The sequence below is a fragment of the Bacillus sp. UNC322MFChir4.1 genome, from assembly GCF_000746135.1.
GTDB lineage: Bacteria > Bacillota > Bacilli > Bacillales > Bacillaceae_G > Bacillus_A.
This window is the reverse complement of sequence record NZ_JQKQ01000040.1, coordinates 14,480-36,461: the sequence shown is the minus strand read 5'-3', so window position 1 is coordinate 36,461 and position 21,982 is coordinate 14,480. Positions and strand designations below refer to the sequence as shown.

General features: G+C 38.2%; 22 protein-coding genes. 21 read left to right on the top strand and 1 reads right to left on the bottom strand.

From position 1 onward, the window contains the following. From BR72_RS15055 to BR72_RS15020, 8 genes are all read left to right on the top strand, one after another. A partial coding sequence (locus tag BR72_RS15055) for an IS200/IS605 family accessory protein TnpB-related protein (RefSeq protein WP_035434198.1) occupies positions 1–536 on the top strand: 536 nt, incomplete at its 5' end. Between the two features lie 193 nt (positions 537–729). After that, complete coding sequence (cymR, locus tag BR72_RS15050) at positions 730–1,146, top strand: cysteine metabolism transcriptional regulator CymR (RefSeq protein WP_035434196.1); 417 nt, start codon at positions 730–732, stop codon at positions 1,144–1,146. Positions 1,147–1,181: 35 nt separating this feature from the next. Beyond that, the gene (locus BR72_RS15045) at positions 1,182–2,327 is read left to right on the top strand and encodes a cysteine desulfurase family protein (RefSeq protein ID WP_035434194.1); all 1,146 of its coding nucleotides are present in this window, start codon (positions 1,182–1,184) and stop codon (positions 2,325–2,327) included. Between the two features lie 16 nt (positions 2,328–2,343). Continuing rightward, on the top strand, positions 2,344–3,459 hold the full coding sequence (gene mnmA, locus BR72_RS15040) for a tRNA 2-thiouridine(34) synthase MnmA (protein WP_035434191.1): 1,116 nt from the start codon (positions 2,344–2,346) through the stop codon (positions 3,457–3,459). A 114-nt stretch (positions 3,460–3,573) separates the two neighbouring features. Then, positions 3,574–4,230, top strand: a complete 657-nt coding sequence (locus tag BR72_RS15035) for a tetratricopeptide repeat protein (RefSeq protein ID WP_035434189.1) — start codon at positions 3,574–3,576, stop codon at positions 4,228–4,230. A gap of 18 nt (positions 4,231–4,248) precedes the next feature. Continuing rightward, positions 4,249–6,579 carry an SF1B family DNA helicase RecD2 gene (recD2, locus tag BR72_RS15030; RefSeq protein ID WP_035434185.1) on the top strand — a complete coding sequence of 777 codons (2,331 nt, stop codon included), beginning with the start codon at positions 4,249–4,251 and terminating at the stop codon, positions 6,577–6,579. Between the two features lie 108 nt (positions 6,580–6,687). Beyond that, positions 6,688–6,876, top strand: a complete 189-nt coding sequence (locus tag BR72_RS15025; RefSeq protein ID WP_035434183.1) for a hypothetical protein — start codon at positions 6,688–6,690, stop codon at positions 6,874–6,876. A 17-nt stretch (positions 6,877–6,893) separates the two neighbouring features. Then, positions 6,894–7,022 (top strand): YrzQ family protein, encoded by a 129-nt coding sequence (locus tag BR72_RS15020; RefSeq protein ID WP_035434182.1) that lies wholly within the window; start codon positions 6,894–6,896, stop codon positions 7,020–7,022. 47 nt (positions 7,023–7,069) lie between these two features. On the opposite strand, the gene BR72_RS15015 is transcribed toward BR72_RS15020, so the two are convergent. Further along, positions 7,070–7,282: a hypothetical protein gene (locus tag BR72_RS15015; RefSeq protein ID WP_035434180.1), complete on the bottom strand. Its 213-nt coding sequence runs from the start codon at positions 7,280–7,282 to the stop codon at positions 7,070–7,072. 198 nt (positions 7,283–7,480) lie between these two features. Between BR72_RS15015 and BR72_RS15010 the strand changes: the two genes are divergently transcribed. The 13 genes from BR72_RS15010 (at position 7,481) to BR72_RS14950 (ending at position 21,936) form a co-directional block, all read left to right on the top strand. Next, positions 7,481–8,557, top strand: coding sequence for an AI-2E family transporter (locus BR72_RS15010; protein WP_197059948.1), 1,077 nt, complete (start codon positions 7,481–7,483; stop codon positions 8,555–8,557). Positions 8,558–8,924: 367 nt separating this feature from the next. Continuing rightward, positions 8,925–11,567, top strand: a complete 2,643-nt coding sequence (alaS, locus tag BR72_RS15005; protein WP_035434177.1) for an alanine--tRNA ligase — start codon at positions 8,925–8,927, stop codon at positions 11,565–11,567. Positions 11,568–11,640: 73 nt separating this feature from the next. Further along, positions 11,641–11,907 (top strand): IreB family regulatory phosphoprotein, encoded by a 267-nt coding sequence (locus BR72_RS15000; RefSeq protein WP_035434175.1) that lies wholly within the window; start codon positions 11,641–11,643, stop codon positions 11,905–11,907. Positions 11,908–11,910: 3 nt separating this feature from the next. Beyond that, on the top strand, positions 11,911–12,324 hold the full coding sequence (ruvX, locus tag BR72_RS14995; RefSeq protein ID WP_035434173.1) for a Holliday junction resolvase RuvX: 414 nt from the start codon (positions 11,911–11,913) through the stop codon (positions 12,322–12,324). A gap of 12 nt (positions 12,325–12,336) precedes the next feature. After that, complete coding sequence (locus tag BR72_RS14990; RefSeq protein ID WP_035434172.1) at positions 12,337–12,621, top strand: DUF1292 domain-containing protein; 285 nt, start codon at positions 12,337–12,339, stop codon at positions 12,619–12,621. Between the two features lie 681 nt (positions 12,622–13,302). Then, positions 13,303–14,373 carry an endolytic transglycosylase MltG gene (gene mltG / locus BR72_RS14985; protein ID WP_035434170.1) on the top strand — a complete coding sequence of 357 codons (1,071 nt, stop codon included), beginning with the start codon at positions 13,303–13,305 and terminating at the stop codon, positions 14,371–14,373. A gap of 197 nt (positions 14,374–14,570) precedes the next feature. After that, a complete protein-coding gene (locus BR72_RS14980) occupies positions 14,571–15,218 on the top strand; it encodes an O-methyltransferase (protein ID WP_035434168.1) in 648 nt (215 codons plus the stop codon). A gap of 6 nt (positions 15,219–15,224) precedes the next feature. After that, the gene (locus tag BR72_RS14975) at positions 15,225–16,154 is read left to right on the top strand and encodes a peptidase U32 family protein (protein WP_035434166.1); all 930 of its coding nucleotides are present in this window, start codon (positions 15,225–15,227) and stop codon (positions 16,152–16,154) included. A 16-nt stretch (positions 16,155–16,170) separates the two neighbouring features. Further along, the gene (locus BR72_RS14970) at positions 16,171–17,451 is read left to right on the top strand and encodes a peptidase U32 family protein (RefSeq protein WP_035434164.1); all 1,281 of its coding nucleotides are present in this window, start codon (positions 16,171–16,173) and stop codon (positions 17,449–17,451) included. A 17-nt stretch (positions 17,452–17,468) separates the two neighbouring features. After that, positions 17,469–18,107, top strand: a complete 639-nt coding sequence (udk, locus tag BR72_RS14965; protein WP_035434163.1) for a uridine kinase — start codon at positions 17,469–17,471, stop codon at positions 18,105–18,107. Positions 18,108–18,388: 281 nt separating this feature from the next. Further along, on the top strand, positions 18,389–18,865 hold the full coding sequence (greA, locus tag BR72_RS14960; protein ID WP_035434162.1) for a transcription elongation factor GreA: 477 nt from the start codon (positions 18,389–18,391) through the stop codon (positions 18,863–18,865). A gap of 523 nt (positions 18,866–19,388) precedes the next feature. Next, positions 19,389–20,093, top strand: a complete 705-nt coding sequence (locus BR72_RS14955; protein WP_035434161.1) for a hypothetical protein — start codon at positions 19,389–19,391, stop codon at positions 20,091–20,093. Between the two features lie 94 nt (positions 20,094–20,187). After that, complete coding sequence (locus tag BR72_RS14950; RefSeq protein WP_035434159.1) at positions 20,188–21,936, top strand: peptidoglycan D,D-transpeptidase FtsI family protein; 1,749 nt, start codon at positions 20,188–20,190, stop codon at positions 21,934–21,936. The last annotated feature ends 46 nt before the right edge of the window (positions 21,937–21,982 follow it).

Sequence of the window (21,982 nt, the reverse complement as noted above, 5' to 3'; positions counted from 1 at the left end):
CTTTTACTTCTAAAAGAATAGAAAAACTTCATCAAAAGCGTTACCTGAAAATAAAAGACATCTTCCATAAAGCGAGTCATCATATTGTAAAACTAGCTCAAGAAGAGGAAGTTTGTAAAATCGTTATTGGTCAGAATAAAAGTTGGAAACAAGAAACGAATATGGGAAAGAAAAATAACCAAACATTTTGCCATATCTCGCATCGTTTATTGATTCAAATGATTACATACAAAGCAACTGCAGTAAGTATTCAAGTTGTTGTAACTGAGGAATCTTACACATCAAAAGCGAGTTTTCTAGATCATGACTTTATTCCAACGTATGGAACAAATGACCAAAATGCAACTTTTTCAGGCAAACGAATGAAGCGTGGTATGTATCGTTCTGCAAAAGGAATCGAAATCAACGCAGATGTAAACGCTGCGGCTAATATTTTACGAAAAGTAGTCCCGAATGCATGGACAAACGGGATAGAGGGGTTAGGCGTGAAACAGCTCGCTAGTGTGTTAACTCCACTAACGTTAATCGTCTGTTAGGTCGAAACGTTAGAAACCTCCACTTCAAGCTTTGCTAAGTGGGGGAGTATTCATTAGAAAAGTTGAAATTCCTTATCATACTATATTATGCTATAATTTCAAAGGATTTTGATTTCAGAGAGTGTTTTTCCTATAAAATAAAAGAATAACGAACGAAGTAGAAGCAAAAGACTTGAAAAGAGGTGCTACATATATGAAAATCTCGACAAAAGGCCGTTACGGTTTAACAATTATGATTGATCTTGCGAAAAAGTTTGGGGAAGGCCCAATTTCATTAAAATCAATTGCACAGGCGCATGACTTATCTGAGCACTATTTAGAACAATTAATTTCTCCGCTTCGTAATGCTCGTCTTGTAAAAAGTACACGCGGTGCATACGGTGGTTATGTATTGTCAGATCAACCGATTAACATTACAGCAGGTGATGTAATCCGTGTATTAGAAGGGCCAATTAACGTAGTAGAAATGTTGGAAGAGGAAGAACCAGCGCAGCGTCAGCTTTGGATCCGTGTTCGTGATGCGGTGCAAGAAGTTCTTGATAGTACAACGTTAGAAGATTTAGTACGCTATGAAGAAGAAAACAACGGCGGTTATATGTTTTATATTTAATTCCGTGTGTAACGATTTGGAAAGAAGGAGATATTATGGAACGCATTTACTTAGATCATGCTGCGACATCTCCGACTCACCCAGAAGTAGTCGAAAAGATGATTCCATATATGACAGAAGTATTTGGTAACCCGTCAAGCATCCATTTCTTTGGGCGCCAAGGCCGTCATGCAGTGGATGAAGCAAGACGTGCGTGCGCGCGCAGCATTCATGCAAATCCAAATGAAATTATATTTACAAGCGGCGGTACAGAGGCTGATAATTTAGCCCTTCTTGGCGTAGCTCGTGCGAATCGTAAGAAAGGAAATCATATTATTACGACAGCAATTGAGCATCATGCGATTTTGCATACGTGTAATGTATTAGAACGAGAAGGTTTTGAAGTGACGTATTTACCTGTTGATGAAACAGGGCGAATTCGCATTTCAGATTTACAAAATGCATTAACAGAGCAAACGATTCTTGTCTCTATTATGTTTGGGAATAATGAAGTAGGCACAGTGCAGCCGATGGCAGAAATCGGTGCTCTATTAAAAGAACATAGTGCTTATTTTCACACAGATGCAGTACAAGCATACGGGTTAACGGCAATTGATGTGAAAGAGCTTGGTATTGATCTCTTGTCAATTTCTGGACATAAAATTAATGGTCCAAAGGGCGTGGGCTTTTTATATGCAGGGCAGCATGTGAAGTTTGAGCCGCTATTAACAGGCGGAGAGCAAGAGCGAAAACGCCGCGCTGGTACAGAAAATGTGCCGGGCATTGTTGGGCTTTGGCAAGCGATTTTGTTAGCAGAACAAAATCGTGAGCAAAAAGTTGCCCAGTACAAGGGATTTAAAGATATAATGATATCTGTCTTTAAAGACGAAGACATTACTTTCGAGGTAAACGGAAACTTCGAGCATAGTTTACCACATGTGTTAAATGTAAGTTTTACAGGAATGCATATTGAGTCATTTTTGATGAATTTAGATTTAGCGGGAGTTGCAGTTTCAAGCGGATCTGCTTGTACAGCGGGCTCGATTGATCCGTCACATGTGCTTGTAGCGATGTTCGGAAAAGAATCCGATAAAATACGTTCATCCGTACGCTTTAGTTTCGGTTTGGGAAATACGAAAGAACAGGTCGAAAAAGCAGCGTACGAAGCAGTGAAGATCGTGAAGCGATTAACACAAAATTAATATAGGAGGTGAGGGGATGAACAAACTACCTCACGAAACGCGCGTTGTCATCGGAATGTCTGGTGGCGTCGATTCATCTGTAGCGGCAATGTTATTAAAGAAACAAGGCTATGATGTAATCGGAATTTTTATGAAAAACTGGGATGATACAGACGAAAACGGCGTATGTACAGCAACAGAAGACTATAACGATGTCATTGAAGTATGTAACCAAATTGGAATCCCGTATTATGCAGTCAATTTTGAAAAGCAATATTGGGATAAAGTATTTACGTACTTCTTAGATGAGTACCGCGCTGGTCGCACACCGAACCCAGATGTAATGTGTAATAAAGAAATTAAATTTAAAGCATTTTTAGAACATGCGATAACGCTTGGAGCGGATTATGTGGCGACAGGACACTATGCACGCGTAGCGTATATGGATGGAGAATATAAAATGCTGCGCGGCGTTGATGATAATAAAGACCAAACGTATTTCTTAAATCAACTTGGTCAAGACCAATTATCAAAAACAATGTTCCCGCTTGGGGAATTAAAGAAGCCGCAAATTCGTGAAATGGCGAAAGAAGCTGGTTTAGCAACAGCTGCGAAAAAGGATAGCACAGGCATTTGCTTTATCGGTGAACGTAACTTTAAAGACTTTTTAAGCAACTACTTGCCGGCACAGCCAGGTAAGATGCAAACATTATCTGGTGAAGTGAAAGGGAAACATGACGGGCTTATGTATTATACAATTGGACAACGTCATGGCCTTGGCATTGGCGGCAATGGTGATCCATGGTTTGCTGTTGGGAAGGACTTGAAAGAAAACATTTTATATGTAGAACAAGGCTTCCATAATGAACTGTTATATGGTGACGAAGTATTTGCGACAAATGTTAGCTGGGTAAGCGATAAGCCGAAAGAAAAAGAATTTGCATGCACAGCGAAATTCCGCTATCGTCAAGGGGATAACAGTGTAAAGGTTCAAATCGTTGATGAGAATACGATTCGCATTCTTTGTGATGAACCAATTCGTGCAATTACGCCAGGACAAGCAGTTGTTTTCTATGATGGAGATGAGTGCTTAGGCGGTGCGACAATTGATGACGTATACTGTAATGGTAAGAAACTTGATTATTTAGGATAAGAAGAAGAACCTCTGCCTTGTATTGGTCAGGGGTTTCTTTTTAGATTACAGCGAATTTTCGTTCGCTCGGAAAATAGATTCTTTGTTATAATTTGTTGTAGAGGTGAAGGATATATGTCAAATAAGCTAGAAACAGGCATTCAATATATGAAAGAAGGAAACTGGGAAGAAGCTGCAAAGAACTTTACAGAGGCGATTGAAGAAAATCCAAAAGATGCACTCGGGTTTGTTAACTTTGCGAATTTACTAGATGTATTAGGAGATAGTGAGCGTGCGATTGCTTTTTATAAACGCGCGATTGAATTAGATGAGAAATCTGCTACAGCATACTATGGATTAGGAAATATATATTATCAGCAAGAACTGTTTGCAGAGGCGAAAGAAGCGTTTGAGAAGACGGTGCAAGCGGGACTGCAAACTGGAGATGTGTCGTTTATGCTTGGCATTACATATGTGCAGCTTGGAAACGACCGTTTAGCACTGCCGTTTTTACAACGTGCTACTGAATTAGATGAAAATGATGTTGAAGCCATTTTTCAATGCGGATTATGCTTAGCGCGTCTAGAACATGTAAATTACGCGAAACCTTATTTTAAAAAAGTTGTAGAACTTGATGAAGAACATGCGGATGCATATTACAACTTAGGTGTTGCATATGCGTTTGAAGAAAATCGTGAGAAGGCACTTGCGATGTTTAAGAAAGCTGTAGCGATTCAGCCAGATCACTTTTTAGCTGGTAATGGTATTCGTTTATTAGAGCAAGACGCCTAAAATGGAAGGAGGGGTAAAATGGGAAATCAACATGCAATGGATTTGTTTGAGGAAGAGCAAAAGTTTATAAAAGCACAAGTTCTTCATACCATTTTCCACAACGAAGAAAACCTCTATTCCGTTGTCAGTATGAAAATTATTGAAACGAATGAAACATATGACGAAAAAAAGGTCATGATAACGGGTTATTTTCCCCGAATGCATGAAGATGAAGTGTTTACATTAACGGGTCATTTTAAAGATCATCCAAAGTACGGGAAACAATATCATATTGAAACATTTAAAAAAGAATTACCGCAAACAAAAACAGGAATGGTGCAATATTTAGCGAGCGATTTATTTAAAGGAATCGGGAAACGAACAGCGGAAAAGATTGTTGATCATCTTGGTGAACATGCGGTTTCGAAAATTATGGATGATCCCGCAGCGCTAGACGGGATTGTCAATAAGCAAAAGGCACAAGAAATATACGAAACGATTATTGAACATCAAGGTCTTGAAAAAGTGATGAGCTTTCTAAACGGTTATGGGTTTGGAACGAAACTTTCTATTAAAATTTATCAACAGTATAAAGAAATGACACTTGAAGTCATTCGAAATAATCCGTATCAACTAATTGAAGAGGTAGATGGTATTGGGTTTGGACGAGCTGATGATATTGGACGAGCACTCGGTATTTCTGGCAATCACATTGATCGTGTACGAGCAGGATGCTTCTATACATTAGAGCACGTTTCGCTGCAAGAAGGCCATGTGTATATGAAAAGAGAGCAGTTAGTGCAGCAAACGATGGAGTTGTTGAATAACCAAGAAACGTCTGTTACAGAGGAAGATGTTTTGCAATGCGCAGAAATGATGCAAGGAGAAGGCAAAATTATTATAGAAGATGATCGTATATATTTAGCCTCCTTGTATTATTCTGAAAAAGGTGTTGTAACCTCTATCAATCGTTTACTTGGCCAAGAAGAACTTCCTTCCTTTCCTGAATCGGAACTGTTGTTAACGCTTGGGAAAATTGAAGAGCAGTTCGGCGTGCAATACGCACCGCTTCAGCAAGAAGGTATTCAAACAGCTCTTCATGAGCCGATGATGATTTTAACGGGTGGACCTGGTACAGGAAAGACGACTGTTATTAAAGGGATTGTTGAAATGTATGCTTCTCTTAACGGTCTATCATTAGACCCAAAGGATTATAGTGATGACAATCCGTTCCCAATTCTATTAACAGCACCGACAGGAAGAGCGGCAAAGCGTATGAGTGAATCAACAGGATTACCTGCTTGTACAATTCATCGTCTCCTTGGATGGACACCAGAAGGATCGTTTCAACGTAATGAGCACGATCCTGTTAAAGGAAAATTACTTATTATTGATGAATTTTCTATGGTTGATATTTGGCTGGCGAATCAATTGTTCAAGTCATTGCCATCTAGTATTCAAGTCATCATCGTTGGCGATGAAGACCAATTGCCATCTGTCGGTCCTGGACAAGTGTTGAAAGATTTTTTGGAATCCAGTGTTATTCCGACAGTAAAGCTTACGGAAATTTATAGACAAGCAGAAGGTTCATCTGTCATTCAGCTTGCTCATGCGATTAAAAAAGGTATGTTACCTTCTGATGTGACGCAAAACAAGAAAGATCGTTCGTTTATTGCTTGCACAGGTACGCAAATTGTTGATGTTGTGAAGCAAGTATGTGAAAATGCAAAAATAAAAGGATTTAGTGCGCGCGACGTACAAGTGCTAGCTCCGATGTACAAAGGACCAGCCGGTATTAATACGTTAAATGAAGCACTGCAAGAAGTATTCAATCCGAAAAAAGAAAAAAGAAAAGAAATCGCATATGGCGAAGTTATATACAGGACTGGAGATAAAGTACTTCAACTTGTCAATCAGCCGGAAAGTCAAGTGTTTAACGGTGATATTGGTGAGATTGTGTCGGTGTTTTATGCAAAAGAAAACGTGGAACAACAAGATATGGTTGTTGTTTCTTTTGACGGTATCGAAGTGACCTACACGAAGGCGGATTTAAATCAAATTACACATGCATATTGTTGTTCAATCCATAAATCACAAGGAAGTGAATTTCCAATTGTAATTATGCCGGTTGTGAAAAGTTACTATCGTATGCTACGCCGCAATTTAATTTATACAGGGATTACACGTAGTAAAAAGTTTTTAATTATTTGCGGGGAAGAATCAGCGTTTCAATCTGGTGTAAATCGCCTTGATGATGCGCTCCGTCAAACGACATTATGTAATCGCCTGCAAGGAAAGACCGAAGCGATTGAAGTGATCACTGAGGAAGGTCTCGATGTGGAAAACATTTCACCGTATGATTTTATGTAGCGAGGTGAAATTATATAATGTAATGCAGTTCTTCTCATGTATAAACGTATACAGTTTGGACATAATGGCGTAATAGAATACGGGAGATTGTAAGGAGATGAACGTCATATGTTCAGTTGTCCAAACTGTAAAGGAAAAGATATTGGGAAAATTGGTGTGAATCAATATTATTGCTGGAACTGCTTTATTGAATTATCGATTTCAAAGGGGAAAATTCATACACATCAAGTCGAAGAAGACGGTTCATTAAGTTCTCTAGATGATTTGTTTGATGATAATGAACGGACAATCGGCTAATAAGGAGAGTGTTAACTTTGAAATTGCGCTCATCATTAATTGCATTAGGTATAGGAGCAGCGGCATATCAATATGCTCGTAAGCAAGATGTATTTTCAAAACGAAATATGAAAAGAGCACGTAAAATGCTTCGGTCCTATTTATAATTCACATTATACATGCGAGAAAGCTCCCTAATTTTAGGGAGCTTTCATTATGTACTTGTATAGAGATAAAACAGTCCGATTTGGGAGAAGAGATGAGAAAGTCCGTAGCAACCTAGTCCTAAAATACCATAGTGCCAAAGATGCCTGGCACGTTCTTGATTGGAAGAGGGAATGAAAAATCCCTTCCAAATGCCAATACCAATACATACCCATTCTAATAGCATACAAAGTGCGGAAAGACCAAGCATCAACCAAACCATTATATTCCCCCTAACTTTGTGGAACGAATTGGGATATTACTGCTTATTCATGCGTAATAGCGCGTGAAATTGTAATTGTTATGTTAAGTATATGTACCTTTCTACAAAACAGTTAGAATACCTACAAAAATATTACGGCATGGTAACGTTTTTTAATTTTTTACACATAACCTTCTCTATTTCTTTTCAAACTAAGAAATAGAGGAGGTTTTTCTGTTGAAGAATCTTAAAATTATTTGGATTTATCGGTTAGGTTTATTATTGCTGATTTTTTTATGTTTACTTGTTTTTTTGAAAATTAAGCCGTTGTGGGCACCGATTTTATTTGTGCTCAAGGTCGCAGTTACACCATTCTTCATTGCTTGCTTTATTGCCTATTTGCTGCATCCGCTTATTGAAAAATTACATGAAAAAGGTGTGCCGCGCACACTTGCTATTTTACTCATTTACATCCTTTTTTTTGGCGGTCTTGGATATGGTGTGTATAAAGGAACGCCGGCCATTATCACGCAGCTTCAAGAAATGAACGAACAATTCCCGCAATTTGTAAATATGTATGAAACGTGGACAGATGGAGTAAGAGAGCAAACCGAAAATTTTCCTGAGTTCGTGAATGAGAAAGTGAAGCAAATATTTGCAGGGATTGAAGGGAAGATACAAGCGCTTTTAAATAAAGTAATGAGTACAGCAAGAGGAATACTTGATTCTCTTCTTATCATTTTCTTAATTCCGTTTATCGTATTTTATATATTAAAAGACTACGGAGAGTTTTATCATATTTTTTGGAAAATCGTACCAGAAAAGTGGCGAAAGGATGGACAACAGTTAGCGAAAGAAATTGATAAGTCTCTTGGAAATTATATTCGCGGCCAATTATTTGTTTGTTTAATTTTAGGCGGGGTTTCGGCGCTAGCTTTTTGGTTTATCGGGATGAAATATCCACTGCTTTTAGGAATTATTGTTGGGGTCACTGATATTATCCCATATTTCGGCCCTATTTTAGGAGCGATTCCAACATTAATGATTGCTGCAACAGTATCGACGAATTTAGTTATTAAAGCTGGCATCGCGCTTGCGATTTTACAATTTGTTGAGAGTAATATACTATCTCCGTATATTGTAGGAAGATCGCTGCGGATGCACCCAGTTGTTATTATGCTTGCGTTGCTTATTGGCGGAGAAGTGGGCGGTCTTGTCGGGCTTTTATTATCCGTGCCGCTTTTAGCAATTCTTCGTACAATTATTGTACACGCTAAGCCGTTTTGGAAACATTGACAAATGGAAATGGATTCGCTACAATTTGGGCATATAGTATATGATAAATTGATGACGGAACGAGTATGTTACAGTCCATTTTGCAGAGAGAGGCTTCCTTAGGCTGTAAGAAGCTTCAGATGAAGGGTAACAGAACGCTATTCCTGAGAGCAGCTAATCACTGCCGTCGTGCCACGTTACGGCAACTTGAGGTGATGAAATATATGCATATGATTACAATGTGCAATCTAGCCGTCGTGTCTAAAAGTGAGACACTTCCGCTTTTTATTTCATAATCAGGGTGGTAACGCGAGTCAACTCTCGTCCCTGTTATAGGGGACGGGAGTTTTTTGTTTTCTAATTGAGTTTAATGGAGGAGGAAATACATATGAAACACTTAACAGGCGCACAAATTCGTCAAATGTTTTTAGATTTTTTCCAGGAAAAAGGACATGCAGTAGAACCGAGTGCATCATTAGTTCCGCACGAAGATCCATCTCTTTTATGGATTAACAGTGGTGTTGCAACGCTGAAAAAGTATTTTGATGGCCGCGTAATTCCGCAAAACCCACGCATTACAAATGCGCAAAAATCAATTCGTACAAACGATATTGAAAACGTAGGGAAAACAGCTCGTCACCATACATTCTTTGAAATGTTAGGGAACTTCTCAATTGGTGATTACTTCAAAGAAGAAGCAATCACATGGGCTTGGGAGTTTTTAACAAGTGACAAGTGGATTGGTTTCGATAAAGAATTACTATCTGTTACGATCCATCCAGAAGACGAAGAAGCATTTACGATTTGGCATGAAAAAATGGGTGTGCCAAAAGAGCGCATTATTCGTTTAGAAGAAAACTTCTGGGATATCGGTGAAGGCCCAAGTGGACCGAACACAGAAATTTTCTACGACCGCGGAGAAGCTTATGGCAATGATTTTAGTGACCCAGAATTATATCCAGGCGGAGAAAACGAGCGTTATTTAGAAGTATGGAACCTTGTGTTCTCACAATTTAACCATAACCCTGACGGTACGTATACGCCGCTTCCAAAGAAAAATATTGATACAGGTATGGGTCTTGAGCGTATGGTGTCAGTTGTACAAAACGTGCCAACGAACTTTGACACAGACTTATTTATGCCAATTATCAGCGCTACAGAAGCAATTTCAGGTGTGAAATATCGCGCTGGTAATCTAGAACAAGACACAGCATGTAAAGTAATCGCTGACCACATTCGTACAGTAACGTTTGCTGTTGGAGATGGAGCTCTTCCTTCAAACGAAGGCCGCGGTTATGTATTACGTCGTTTATTACGCCGCGCTGTACGTTATGCGAAGAAATTAAACATTAATCGTCCATTTATGTACGAATTAGTACCAGTAGTTGGGGAAGTAATGAAAGATTTCTATCCAGAAGTTCTTGAAAAGAAAGATTTTATTGCAAAAGTTGTGAAAAATGAAGAAGAGCGTTTCCATGAAACACTTCATGACGGCGAAACAATTTTAGCTGAAGTAATCGGTAAAGCAAGAGAAGCAAAATCAACGGTTATTTCTGGCGAAGATGCATTCCGTCTATATGACACATACGGATTCCCAATTGAGTTAACAGAAGAATATGCAGAAGAAGCTGGCATGACAGTTGATCATGAAGGTTTTGAAGCTGAGATGGAAAAACAACGTGAGCGTGCACGTGCAGCTCGTCAAGATGTTGATTCTATGCAAGTACAAGGCGGTGTTCTTGGTGAAATTAAAGTGGCGAGCGAATTTGTTGGCTACAATACTGTTGGAACAGAAAGTAACGTTGCTGCACTTGTGAAGAATGGTGAGTTCACAGATAGCTTACAAGCAGGTGAAGAAGGACAATTAATGTTAGATGTAACACCATTCTACGCTGAGAGCGGTGGACAAATTGCAGACCGTGGTTACCTTCTTGCTGATGGTGTAAAAGTACTTGTAAAAGATGTACAAAAAGCACCAAATGGTCAAAATTTACACAAAGTAGTGGTAGAAGAAGGAACATTAACGAAAGATGCAGCAGTAAAAACGTTAATCGATACGAAAAACCGCGCAGCAATCGTGAAAAACCATACAGCAACTCATCTTCTGCATCAAGCATTAAAAGATGTTCTAGGCGGACACGTAAACCAAGCTGGTTCTCTTGTAACATCAGAGCGCTTACGTTTTGACTTCTCTCATTTCGGTCAAGTACAAGCAGATGAACTTGAAAAAATTGAGCGTATTGTAAACGAGAAAATTTGGGAAAGTATCACAGTAGACATTTCTCAAAAAGCAATTGAAGAGGCAAAAGCGATGGGTGCAATGGCACTATTCGGTGAAAAATACGGAGATGTAGTACGCGTTGTACAAGTAGGCGATTATAGCTTAGAGCTTTGCGGTGGTTGTCATGTAGATAATACAGCATCTATCGGTATTTTCAAAATTGTTGCTGAATCTGGTATCGGAGCAGGAACGCGCCGTATTGAAGCAGTAACAGGAAAAGCTGCATACGAACTAATGAACGAACAAGTAGGTTTATTAAAAGAAGCAGCAAATAAAATGAAAACAAACTCAAAAGACATTTTAACAAGAGTAGATGGCTTATTTGCTGAAGTAAAACAACTGCAAAAAGAAAATGAATCTCTTGCAGCGAAATTAAGCAACATTGAAGCTGGTAACTTAACAGATGCAGTACGTACAATTGATGGTGTAAATGTACTTGCGACAAAAGTAAACGTTACAGATATGAACAATTTACGTACGATGATGGATGATTTAAAGAATAAATTACAATCTGCAGTTATCGTACTTACAGCTGTAAATGATGATAAAGTCAACATTCTTGCTGGTGTAACGAAAGATTTAATTGAACAAGGATACCATGCTGGTAAACTTGTGAAAGAAGTAGCTTCTCGTTGCGGCGGTGGCGGTGGCGGTCGTCCTGATATGGCACAAGCTGGTGGTAAAAACCCGGCACAAGTAGATGATGCACTGTCATTTGTAGAAGAGTACGTTAAATCTGTTTCAAAATAATGATATTGTAGTGTACAATGGTAGGGAGAAGGGATATCTTTCTCCCTATACCTAGTAAAGTGAGGTGCTTAAAATGGACGGATTCGATAAAACGATGAAGTTTAACTTCCAAGAAGAAAAACAAAATGTCCATGTCAATGACGTACTGTTAACTGTGTATGATGCACTTCAAGAAAAAGGATATAATCCGATTAATCAAATCGTCGGTTATTTATTAAGTGGTGATCCAGCATACATACCTCGTCATAAAGATGCTCGCAATATTATTCGTAAGCTAGAACGTGATGAATTGATTGAGGAGCTTGTTAAGTCTTACTTGAAACATCATCGTGAGGAGTAGTTTATGCGTATATTAGGTTTAGATGTTGGTACAAAAACAGTCGGCGTTGCAATAAGCGATGAGATGGGCTGGACAGCACAAGGTTTAGAAACGATTAAAATTAATGCAGAAAGAGGCGAGTTTGGTTTTAATCGTATTTCTGAATTAGTAAAACAGTACAATGTGGACAAGATAGTAGTAGGATTGCCTAAGAACATGAATGGTACAATCGGTCCGCGCGGCGAAGCTTGCCAGCAATTTGCGGAAAGCTTGGGTGAACTCGTGCAATTAGAGGTTGTACTGTGGGATGAACGTCTGTCAACAATGGCAGCGGAGCGCTTGCTCATTTCGGCAGATGTAAGCCGAAAAAAACGAAAGCAAGTCATTGATAAGATGGCGGCTGTCGTAATTTTACAAGGATATTTAGATAGTAAATAAGAGGTGACCATGATGGAAGAAAATCAAATTACAATTGTTGACGAAAAAGGTAACGAACATCTATGTGAAATTATTTTCACTTTTGATGCTGAAAAATTCGGGAAAAAATCTTACGTAGTATTCTCACCAATCGGTGAAGTTGACGAAGATGGCGATCCAATTTATGATGCAATGGCTTTTGAGCAAAACGAAGATGAGTCTGGTGGTACATTACTTCCAATCGAATCAGAAGAAGAGTGGGAAATGGTACAAGAAATGTTTAACACTCTTGCTGAAGAAGAAGGCGAAGAAGCGTAATAAGGTAAATGACAAACTGATTTCATATTGAAATCAGTTTGTTTGCTTTATAAGGTACTATATATGCTAATTAAAAATCCGACATAAATTTTAGTGGGGCGAGAACATCTGGCCATGTATAGAAGCGGTCAGTGCCTTTTCCTGCCACATGCGATGTTGAAAACAAAGGGAGAAAGCAAGTGGCGGGCATGTTTTACCCCGCTATTCGTGGGCAGTAATACTCCCACCTCAAAATTCGGCGAAAGCATTGTCCAGCTCCAGCGGCTAGAATCTCCGGTCGTTTCGCCCCCTCAGACGAGGCAAAAAGCGCCTCTCTGTCAGGGGCGTGGGCGTCCTGCGATTCTGAGCGAGCCGCTTCCGCTTTTCTTAAGAAGTTAGGTGGGAGATAAACTGCCCTTAAAAGCCCGATTGGTGAGGGCTGATAATCAGTGGGGGATGAAGAAAATCCCCACTGATTAAAGTTTCACTTTATTCTGCGTGGCAGCAACTTAGATGTCGAAAAATTAAAATGCATGATGAATGATTTTTGTCGAAAGCGTACAATTATTTGTAGTATAATAATACAGATTGTAGAAAAAAGGAAAACATGTCTACGAATAGACATGTTTTTTAATATTCCGTAGATTTTGTATAGGGTATACCGGTGCAGTCTATAATGGGGAGTAAGGAGGAAGTGCGGTAGTGGATCAAAGAAAAACGAAAAAACTAAGACGAGTGATTACGGTTATTTTCATCGCGTTACTTGTTGTATGCGGTGGTGCATATATGTATGTTACATCAGCTTTAAAACCACTAAATACAGCAAGTAAACAGGAAATTGAAGTGGAAATTCCAAAAGGTTCTTCTATCAGTAAGATTGGAGAGATTTTAGAAGACAAAGGAATTGTGAAAAACGGGACTATATTTAGTTTTTATGTAAAAATGAAATCTAAAAATTTACAAGCTGGTACATATTTGTTAAACCCATCGATGAATGTAGAGGGAGTAATAGCAGAAATGTCATCAGGTAATGTGCATCGTCCAGTTGTTTATAAAGTAACAATTAAAGAAGGCGCACAAGTGGTTGAAATTGCAGATACAATTGCAAAGGAATTGAAGTGGAAAAAAGAAGATGTTGTCCGCCAACTAAACGATAAAGCATTTGTACAAAAATTACAGAAGAAATACCCTACTCTATTAACAGATAAAATTTATGATGCAAATATTAAATACCCATTGGAAGGATATTTATATCCAGCAACATATCCTTTTTATAAAAAGGACCTAACGTTAGAGGAAATTATTATTCCAATGTTAGAGAAAACAAACAAGCTCATTGTTGAAAATGAACAGAAGATGAAAGAGAAAAATTGGGATGTTCATCAATTATTAACGTTGTCTTCACTTATTGAAGAAGAAGCGACAGGTTATACGGATCGTCAAAAAATTGCAAGCGTGTTCTATAATCGTTTAGTGAAAGGAATGCCTTTGCAAACAGACCCAACAGTGTTATACGCATTAGGGAAGCATAAAGAGCGTGTATTATACGATGATTTAAAAGTAAACTCTCCGTATAATACATACGTTATAAAAGGATTACCAGTTGGACCAATTTCGAATTCTAGTGTAAAATCAGTACAAGCAGCACTTGAACCTGAAAAAACAGACTATTATTATTTCTTAGCAGCGCCAAATGGCCAAGTGTACTATGCGAAGACATTAGAAGAACACAATGCGTTAAAACAAAAATATATTATACAAAAGCAATCGTAAATTTTTTGAGGGAAGCGAGAAAAATTCGCATATCCCTCTTTTTTATGATAAAATATAGCGGGTTAAAAACTGGTAGAAGAATCGTTTTTAATATAGAAACGGGACGTACAAGCTAAGGATAGAGCGGGCTTGTACTTTTCTTTCCACATAGAGACAATATTCTTTTTTACTTCTCCATGCGATAAGGAGGACTATCAATGGAGCAACAAGATGTAGTTTGTGAATATTTGCTGTCTTTTATCGATCCGAAAGATGAGCTCATTCTTGAAATGGAACAGTATGCACGTGAGCAACATGTACCAATTATGGATCGTCTTGGCATGGAATTTATGTTGCAATTTTTGCGCTTAATTGGGCCAAAGAGCATATTAGAACTTGGTACAGCAATTGGATATTCTAGCATTCGCATGATGCAAGCTATTCCAAATTCAAGCATTGTGACAGTAGAGCGAAATGCAGATCGATATGAAAAAGCACTTGAATATATAAATCGTTCCTTAGTAAAAGAGCGCATTTCTCTTATCTTTGGAGATGCTTTAGAAACAGGGGACCAAGTAAAAGAACATGGCACATTTGATGTTATTTTTATTGATGCGGCAAAAGGACAATATCGTCGCTTTTTCGATATCTATGAGCCGTTATTAAATCCTGGCGGTGTCATCATTTCAGATAATGTACTATATCACGGTCTTGTGACGACAAAGGAACATATTGAAAATAGACGTACACGCGGTTTAATTAGACGAATTAAAACGTATAACGAGTGGCTCATGAATCATGAAGGATATGATACAACCATTTTCCCAATTGGTGACGGAGTAGCAGTGAGTAAAAAGAAAGGGTGACAAGCAATGAAAAAACCTGAATTGTTAGTAACGCCAAAAACAGTGGCAGATATCGAACCACTTGCAAAAGCAGGCGCAGATGCAGTAATGATTGGTGAACAAGAGTTTGGCTTACGTTTAGCCGGCGAATTTTCTCGCGAAGATGTAAAAGAAGCAGTAGCGATTGCACATGAAAATAATATGAAAGTATATATCGCAATGAATGCGATGTTCCACAATGAGAAAGTAGAAGCATTAAAAGATTACGTTTCATTTTTACAAGAAGTAAACGTAGATGCGGTTGTATTTGGAGATCCAGCTGTACTAATGACAGTGCGTGAAGTTGCACCAAATATGAAAATGCACTGGAATACAGAAACAACAGCAACGAACTGGTTTACATGTAACTATTGGGGACGAAAAGGTGCAAAACGTGCCGTTCTTGCCCGCGAGTTAAGTTTAGATGAAATTGTGGAATTAAAAGAAAGTGCAGAAGTTGAAGTGGAAGTACAAATTCACGGAATGACATGCATGTTCCAATCAAAGCGTTCTTTAGTAGGAAACTACTTTGAATATCAAGGCCGTGAGATGGAAATTGAAAAGAAGAAATACGAAGAAAACATATTTTTACATGATCAAGAACGTAATAATAAATATCCAATTTATGAAGATGCAAATGGCACTCACATTATGAGTCCGAACGATATTTGTTTTATCGACGAATTAGATGAGTTAATTGATGCTGAAATCGATAGTTTAAAAATTGATGGTGTATTAAAGAGCTCAGACTACATTGTGGAAGTAACGAAGAAATATCGTAAGGCTATTGATTTATGTGTAGAAGATCGCGATGCGTATTATGACGTAAAAGACGACTTATATAAAGAAATCGAAGAAATCCAACCGGTAAATCGTCCATTAGATACGGGATTCTTCTTTAAAGAAACGGTTTATTAAAAAGGAGGTTCAGCATATGACAGTCAAAGAAATTTCACGTGTGATTGACGGAAAACGTGTGATTGTGAAGAAACCTGAGTTATTAATACCCGCTGGTAACTTAGAGAAATTAAAAGTAGCTATCCATTACGGTGCAGATGCTGTATATTTAGGTGGACAAGAATTTGGTCTTCGTTCAAATGCAGGCAACTTTACGCTAGAAGAAATGGCAGAAGGCGTTGAATTTGCGAAAAAATATGGTGCGAAAATATATGTAACGACAAATATCTTTGCTCATAATGAAAATATGGATGGGTTAGAAGAATATTTAAAAGGGATTGAAAAAGCTGGTGTAACGGGGATTATTGTTGCAGATCCACTTATTATTGAGACGTGTAAACGCGTTGCGCCTTCTGTTGAAGTGCATTTAAGTACACAACAATCATTATCCAACTGGAAAGCAGCGCAGTATTGGAAAGAAGAAGGCTTACATCGTCTTGTACTGGCTCGTGAAGTAGGATATGAAGAAATGAAGGAAATTAAAGAGCACGTTGATATTGAAATTGAAGCATTCGTCCACGGTGCAATGTGTATTGCATATTCTGGAAGATGTACGTTAAGTAATCATATGACGGCACGTGACTCTAACCGTGGTGGTTGCTGTCAGTCTTGTCGCTGGGATTATGACCTAATTCAAACAGTATCACAACATAAAGAAGCAGAAGAACTTCCTTTATTTAAGGAACAAGATGCTCCGTTTGCAATGAGTCCAAAAGACTTAAACCTTATTTTATCGATTCCGAAAATGATCGAAATTGGGATTGACAGCTTAAAAGTAGAAGGGCGCATGAAATCCATTCACTACGTTGCAACTGTTGCAACTGTATACCGTAAAGTAATTGATGCATATTGCGAGGATCCAGACAACTTCGAGTTTAAACAAGAATGGTTAGAAGAGCTTGATAAATGCGCAAATCGTGATACAGCTCCTGCATTCTTTGAAGGAGTTCCAGGGCACTTAGAACAAATGTATGGAAATCATAGTAAGAAAACAACGTATGATTTTGCTGGTTTAGTGTTAGATTATAATGAAGAAACAGGCATTGTGACAGTAGAGCAGCGTAACCACTTCAAGCCGGGTCAGGAAGTGGAGTTCTTTGGACCAGAAATTGAAAACTTTACACAAACGGTGGAAAAAATTTGGGATGAGGATGGAAACGAATTAGATGCAGCGAGACATCCGCTGCAAATCGTGAAATTCAAAGTGGATCGACCAGTGTATGTGAACAACATGATGCGAAAAAGCATACTTCAATAAGAAAGAGTGATAGTTGAATGGGGACGAACAAGCCTGTTGTAATTGGAATTGCTGGTGGTTCAGGTTCAGGTAAGACGAGTGTAACAAAAGCAATTTTTGATCAATTTCAAGGTCATTCTATTTTAATCTTAGAGCAAGATTATTATTACAAAGATCAAAGCCATTTGCCGATGGAAGAGCGTTTAAAAACAAATTATGATCATCCATTAGCATTTGATAATGACTTGTTAATTGAGCACTTGCAGCAGTTGCTGGAGTATAAGTCAATTGAGAAGCCAGTATATGATTATACATTGCATACACGTTCGGAAGAAATTATTCCAGTAGAACCGAAAGATGTAATTATTTTAGAAGGGATTCTTATTTTAGAAGACCCGCGTCTTTGCGATATAATGGACATTAAAGTGTTTGTTGATACAGATGCTGACCTTCGCATCTTACGTCGTATGCAGCGCGACATTAAGGAACGCGGTCGTACGATGGACTCTGTTATTGAACAATATGTAAATGTTGTGCGTCCAATGCACAATCAATTTATTGAGCCTTCTAAGAAATTTGCGGATATTATTATCCCAGAAGGTGGACAAAATCATGTTGCAATCGATATTATGGTCACAAAAATCGCAACAATTCTTGAAGAAAAAGTGAATTTGTAATAGCATAGTAAAAGATATTCGATAGGAAGGGATTTTCTCCCTTTTTATCGAATACAATGAAACATGCAAACCTCACCCACATCTAGGTGAGGGCATATTTATATTAGCTTTCTATACATATCTTCTTGATATAAGAAAGAAATAAGAACATACGGGGTTGTATGTGACAACTCCGCTAGTGCTGCGTGTACTAGAAACTTCCGCTATTTCATAAGGCGGGGGAGTTTTCATAAGGAACTCCTCTTTTTTCGGGGGATCGGTATATAAAAGGAGTGGAAAACATGGCAACAGAAAAAACATACCCTATGACACTTGAGGGAAAACAAAAATTAGAGCATGAACTTGAACAATTAAAAACAGTAAGACGTAAAGAAGTTGTAGAACGTATTAAAATTGCGCGCAGCTTCGGTGATCTTTCTGAGAACTCTGAGTACGATGCAGCAAAAGATGAGCAAGCTTTCGTAGAAGGTCGTATTACACAGCTTGAAAACATGATTCGCAATGCGGTTATTATTGAAGATAACGGTGAAGCCTCTACGGTTGTAACGTTAGGTAAAACGGTAATATTCAAGGAATTACCAGATGGAGAAGAAGAAGCATATACAATCGTTGGTAGCGCGGAAGCAGATCCATTTGAAGGTAGAATTTCTAATGATTCTCCAATCGCAAAAAGCTTATTAGGTAAGCAAATTGGCGAAAAAGTTGCAATTCAGACTCCAGGTGGAGAAATGCAAGTAGAGATCGTCTCTGTAAAATAATAAAAAAGGTTCACTCCGAGGAGTGAACCTTTTTTATTTATCCCCCATTTCAAGATTCACAGTACCAAGTTTTATATCAAATAGTGTGATCAATAAAGTGAAACTTTAATCAGTGGGGGTTTTCTCCATTCCCCACTGATTATTAGTTGAACCAATCGGGCTTTTACGGGCAGTTTATCTCCCGCCTAACTTCTTAAGAAAAGCGGAAGCGGCTCGTTTAGAATCGCAGGACGCCCACGCCCCTGACAGAGAGGCGCTTTTTGCCTCGTCCGAGGGGGCGAAACGGCCGGAGATTCTAGCCGCTAGAGCTGGACAATGCTCTCGCCGAATTTTGAGGTGGGAGTATTACTGCCCGTTAATGCGGGATAAAAAATGAAGGTGGGACTATCCTTGAAGGAATTGTTATTTTATCCGACAGAATATGACAATATAAGGACTTTCATTCTGATATTATAGTTGAAGAATTTCTTTACGTTTTGAAGTGTAAAGGAATTTTAAAGGGGATAGGAAAGAGGGGAAGTTTATGAACAAAAAATTATTTGTAGCACTTACTTGTGGTGTTATGATGACAGGATTAGCTGCATGTGGATCTAATGATAAAACAAGTGCATCAAATGAATCGAAACCGAAGCAAGAAGAAAAAAAGGAAGAGGCGTCTGCATCTTCAAAAAATTCGACTAGCGAAAAGGGAAAACAAGAATTAGGAAAAGAACAAAAGAGAGAGAAATTTGAAGATTTCGATCCAGAATATCAGTTAGCTATTGTAATGAGAATGTTTCAAGATGTAACGATCAAGTATGATTATGCGATTGGTAATCCAGAGTATTTGTTAAAGGGTACAATGGATCAAAAGACAATAGATGATATGAAGAAGATGTTACAAGAGCAGGCAAAGAATAATGATAAGCTTTTCAAAGATGAAGTGAATCAAGCGTTTACTTTTTTAAAACAATCTAAAATAAGTAATAAAGGTGAAATCCAAAAGCTAATTGACGCAGAAAATAATTATTTAAAGATAGTAGACAAAATGATTGTATGTATTGATTCTGTAACGGTTGAAAACGCAAGTGAAAAAAGAAATGAAATGAATGCTTTACATTCGGAATATTTAAAAGCAGCAACTCAAGTAACAGCTACTTCAATTGAGGCTGCAAAAAATTCAGGAATAAATGAAGAGGACTATAAAACGATTCTTAAGAAATTTTTAAAGATGCCAAAAGATCAATAAAAACTATATAAGAAAAATAAAAACGCTAATAATAGCTTGTTTTGTATAAAAGGAACGGCCCCTCGTCTAAACTGAAAAGACGAGGTGTTTTTTTATGAAAATCAGGCGGAGAATGATTATCATCTTAGTATGTTTTATGTCCATTCTATTATTACTAATTGGTAGGTTGGTGCAAATACAGCTTATAGCTACTGAGTCATTTACAGATAGACATATTAATTTAATAGAACAGAGTGTTAACCAGCGTACACAAGCAGTCACAGTGGACGCTGGCAGGGGACGTTTTATTGATCGGAATGGAGAAAATCTTGGAGAAGAAAGATATCCAGTTTTAGTTGTTTTTCCATTTTTACAAATAAACAATGATATGTTAGAGAAAATAGCCCATATAATTGGTGTATCTCGCAAAGATATTCAAGTGCAGATGAAAAGTAGAAATAAACCATTTATATTTCAAAAAGATGATCGTCCTTTTCCGTTAACAAAAGAACAAATGGAAAAGGTGAACCGTACCGGTATGTTAGGTATGGTAGCAACCGAAGTAAGAATGCAACGAAGCCGAGAAGCAGAGCACTTAATCGGTGTAGTCGGAGAAAATGAGAAAGAATATAAAAAGCGTTATGAGAAATTAAAAAAGTTACCTAGCAAAACGCCCATCGGTATTTCTGGATTACAGCAGTCATTTGATGAATTTTTAATGACTGACGGTGAAACGAAAGTGCTGTATCAAATAGATAGGCAAGGGGAGCCGATTTTGGGAGACCGTGCGAAATATATCGCGCCTGGAAACCCCTTTTATCCAGTTACAGTTCAAACAACAATAGACAAATGGTTGCAACTAAAAGCAGAAGAACTCGTGGAAAAGTATGGGTTGCAAAAGGGTGGATTAGTATTATTGGATGTACAGGCGAGTGAAATTGTAGCAATGGTGAGTAAACCATCGTTACATACAAATAGCAAGGAAGCATATAAGCGCGGGGCAAGTAATCAAATGCTTATTCCGCACTTTCCCGGATCTGTTTTTAAAACAGTTATTGCAGCAGCTGCTATTGAAGAAGGAATACTTAAAGCAAAACGAAAATTTGACTGCAATAGGGACTTATACGGAGAAGGGCAAGCTGATCAGCTGATGGGAACGCTATCGTTTACAGAAAGCTTTGCACGCAGTTGTAATCGTACGTTTGCAGAGCTTGGACGTGAGCTATTACAAAAAGATAGAATGGCGATTGAGAAGTATGTGGAAGCGTTAGGGGCGTCTAAAAGTGTTGGATGGGAAGGGGATGTTTTTCATACGACTGCATTTCGGCAGCTTATAGAGGAAAAAGAGGGAACGATTTGGTGCGATGAAAGAGATAAAAACGTTCGTAAAGCAATTGCACAAACGGCAATCGGTCAAAAGGACGTTCGCTTATCACCGCTAGCTGTTGCGAATATGATGGCAACCATTGCAAGGGGCGGTGAAAAGAAAGAGGTTAAAGCTGTTCGGGACATTACATATAAAAATGGAACGAAAGTATTTCATTTTGAAGATCATGTATTACGAGGAAAAACACTGAAAAGAAATACGATTAAGAAAGTGCAGCAATTGCTAAGAAGCGTTGTAACAGCACCGAATGGTACGGGATCTGTATATCAATCATTACCGTTTTCAATAGCAGGAAAATCAGGAACTGCGCAAACAGGGAAAGAGAATTATGAAAATCGTTGGTTTGCTGGTTATTTTCCGTATGAAAATCCTCGGTACGCGTTAGTTGTCGTTGATTTAGAAACGAATAGGAAAGACAACGTAGTCACACGTATTTTTACTGATTATGTAAAGGCGATTGCTACGTGGGAACAATAGCGAAAGTGATAAGAAATATTTTCATTTTGTGAAAAAGTGGTCCTAC

What these genes read in the sequence shown, in the direction of transcription:
- mnmA (WP_035434191.1), top strand. Translation starts at nt 2,344, where the DNA reads ATGAACAAACTACCTCACGAAACGCGCGTTGTCATCGGAATGTCTGGT.
- BR72_RS15035 (WP_035434189.1), top strand. Translation starts at nt 3,574, where the DNA reads ATGTCAAATAAGCTAGAAACAGGCATTCAATATATGAAAGAAGGAAAC.
- BR72_RS15025 (WP_035434183.1), top strand. Translation starts at nt 6,688, where the DNA reads ATGTTCAGTTGTCCAAACTGTAAAGGAAAAGATATTGGGAAAATTGGT.
- BR72_RS14950 (WP_035434159.1), top strand. Translation starts at nt 20,188, where the DNA reads ATGAAAATCAGGCGGAGAATGATTATCATCTTAGTATGTTTTATGTCC.
- BR72_RS14955 (WP_035434161.1), top strand. Translation starts at nt 19,389, where the DNA reads ATGAACAAAAAATTATTTGTAGCACTTACTTGTGGTGTTATGATGACA.
- BR72_RS15015 (WP_035434180.1), bottom strand. Translation starts at nt 7,282, where the DNA reads ATGGTTTGGTTGATGCTTGGTCTTTCCGCACTTTGTATGCTATTAGAA.
- recD2 (WP_035434185.1), top strand. Translation starts at nt 4,249, where the DNA reads ATGGGAAATCAACATGCAATGGATTTGTTTGAGGAAGAGCAAAAGTTT.
- cymR (WP_035434196.1), top strand. Translation starts at nt 730, where the DNA reads ATGAAAATCTCGACAAAAGGCCGTTACGGTTTAACAATTATGATTGAT.
- ruvX (WP_035434173.1), top strand. Translation starts at nt 11,911, where the DNA reads ATGCGTATATTAGGTTTAGATGTTGGTACAAAAACAGTCGGCGTTGCA.
- BR72_RS14975 (WP_035434166.1), top strand. Translation starts at nt 15,225, where the DNA reads ATGAAAAAACCTGAATTGTTAGTAACGCCAAAAACAGTGGCAGATATC.
- BR72_RS14990 (WP_035434172.1), top strand. Translation starts at nt 12,337, where the DNA reads ATGGAAGAAAATCAAATTACAATTGTTGACGAAAAAGGTAACGAACAT.
- greA (WP_035434162.1), top strand. Translation starts at nt 18,389, where the DNA reads ATGGCAACAGAAAAAACATACCCTATGACACTTGAGGGAAAACAAAAA.
- BR72_RS15000 (WP_035434175.1), top strand. Translation starts at nt 11,641, where the DNA reads ATGGACGGATTCGATAAAACGATGAAGTTTAACTTCCAAGAAGAAAAA.
- BR72_RS14980 (WP_035434168.1), top strand. Translation starts at nt 14,571, where the DNA reads ATGGAGCAACAAGATGTAGTTTGTGAATATTTGCTGTCTTTTATCGAT.
- BR72_RS15045 (WP_035434194.1), top strand. Translation starts at nt 1,182, where the DNA reads ATGGAACGCATTTACTTAGATCATGCTGCGACATCTCCGACTCACCCA.
- alaS (WP_035434177.1), top strand. Translation starts at nt 8,925, where the DNA reads ATGAAACACTTAACAGGCGCACAAATTCGTCAAATGTTTTTAGATTTT.
- BR72_RS14970 (WP_035434164.1), top strand. Translation starts at nt 16,171, where the DNA reads ATGACAGTCAAAGAAATTTCACGTGTGATTGACGGAAAACGTGTGATT.
- udk (WP_035434163.1), top strand. Translation starts at nt 17,469, where the DNA reads ATGGGGACGAACAAGCCTGTTGTAATTGGAATTGCTGGTGGTTCAGGT.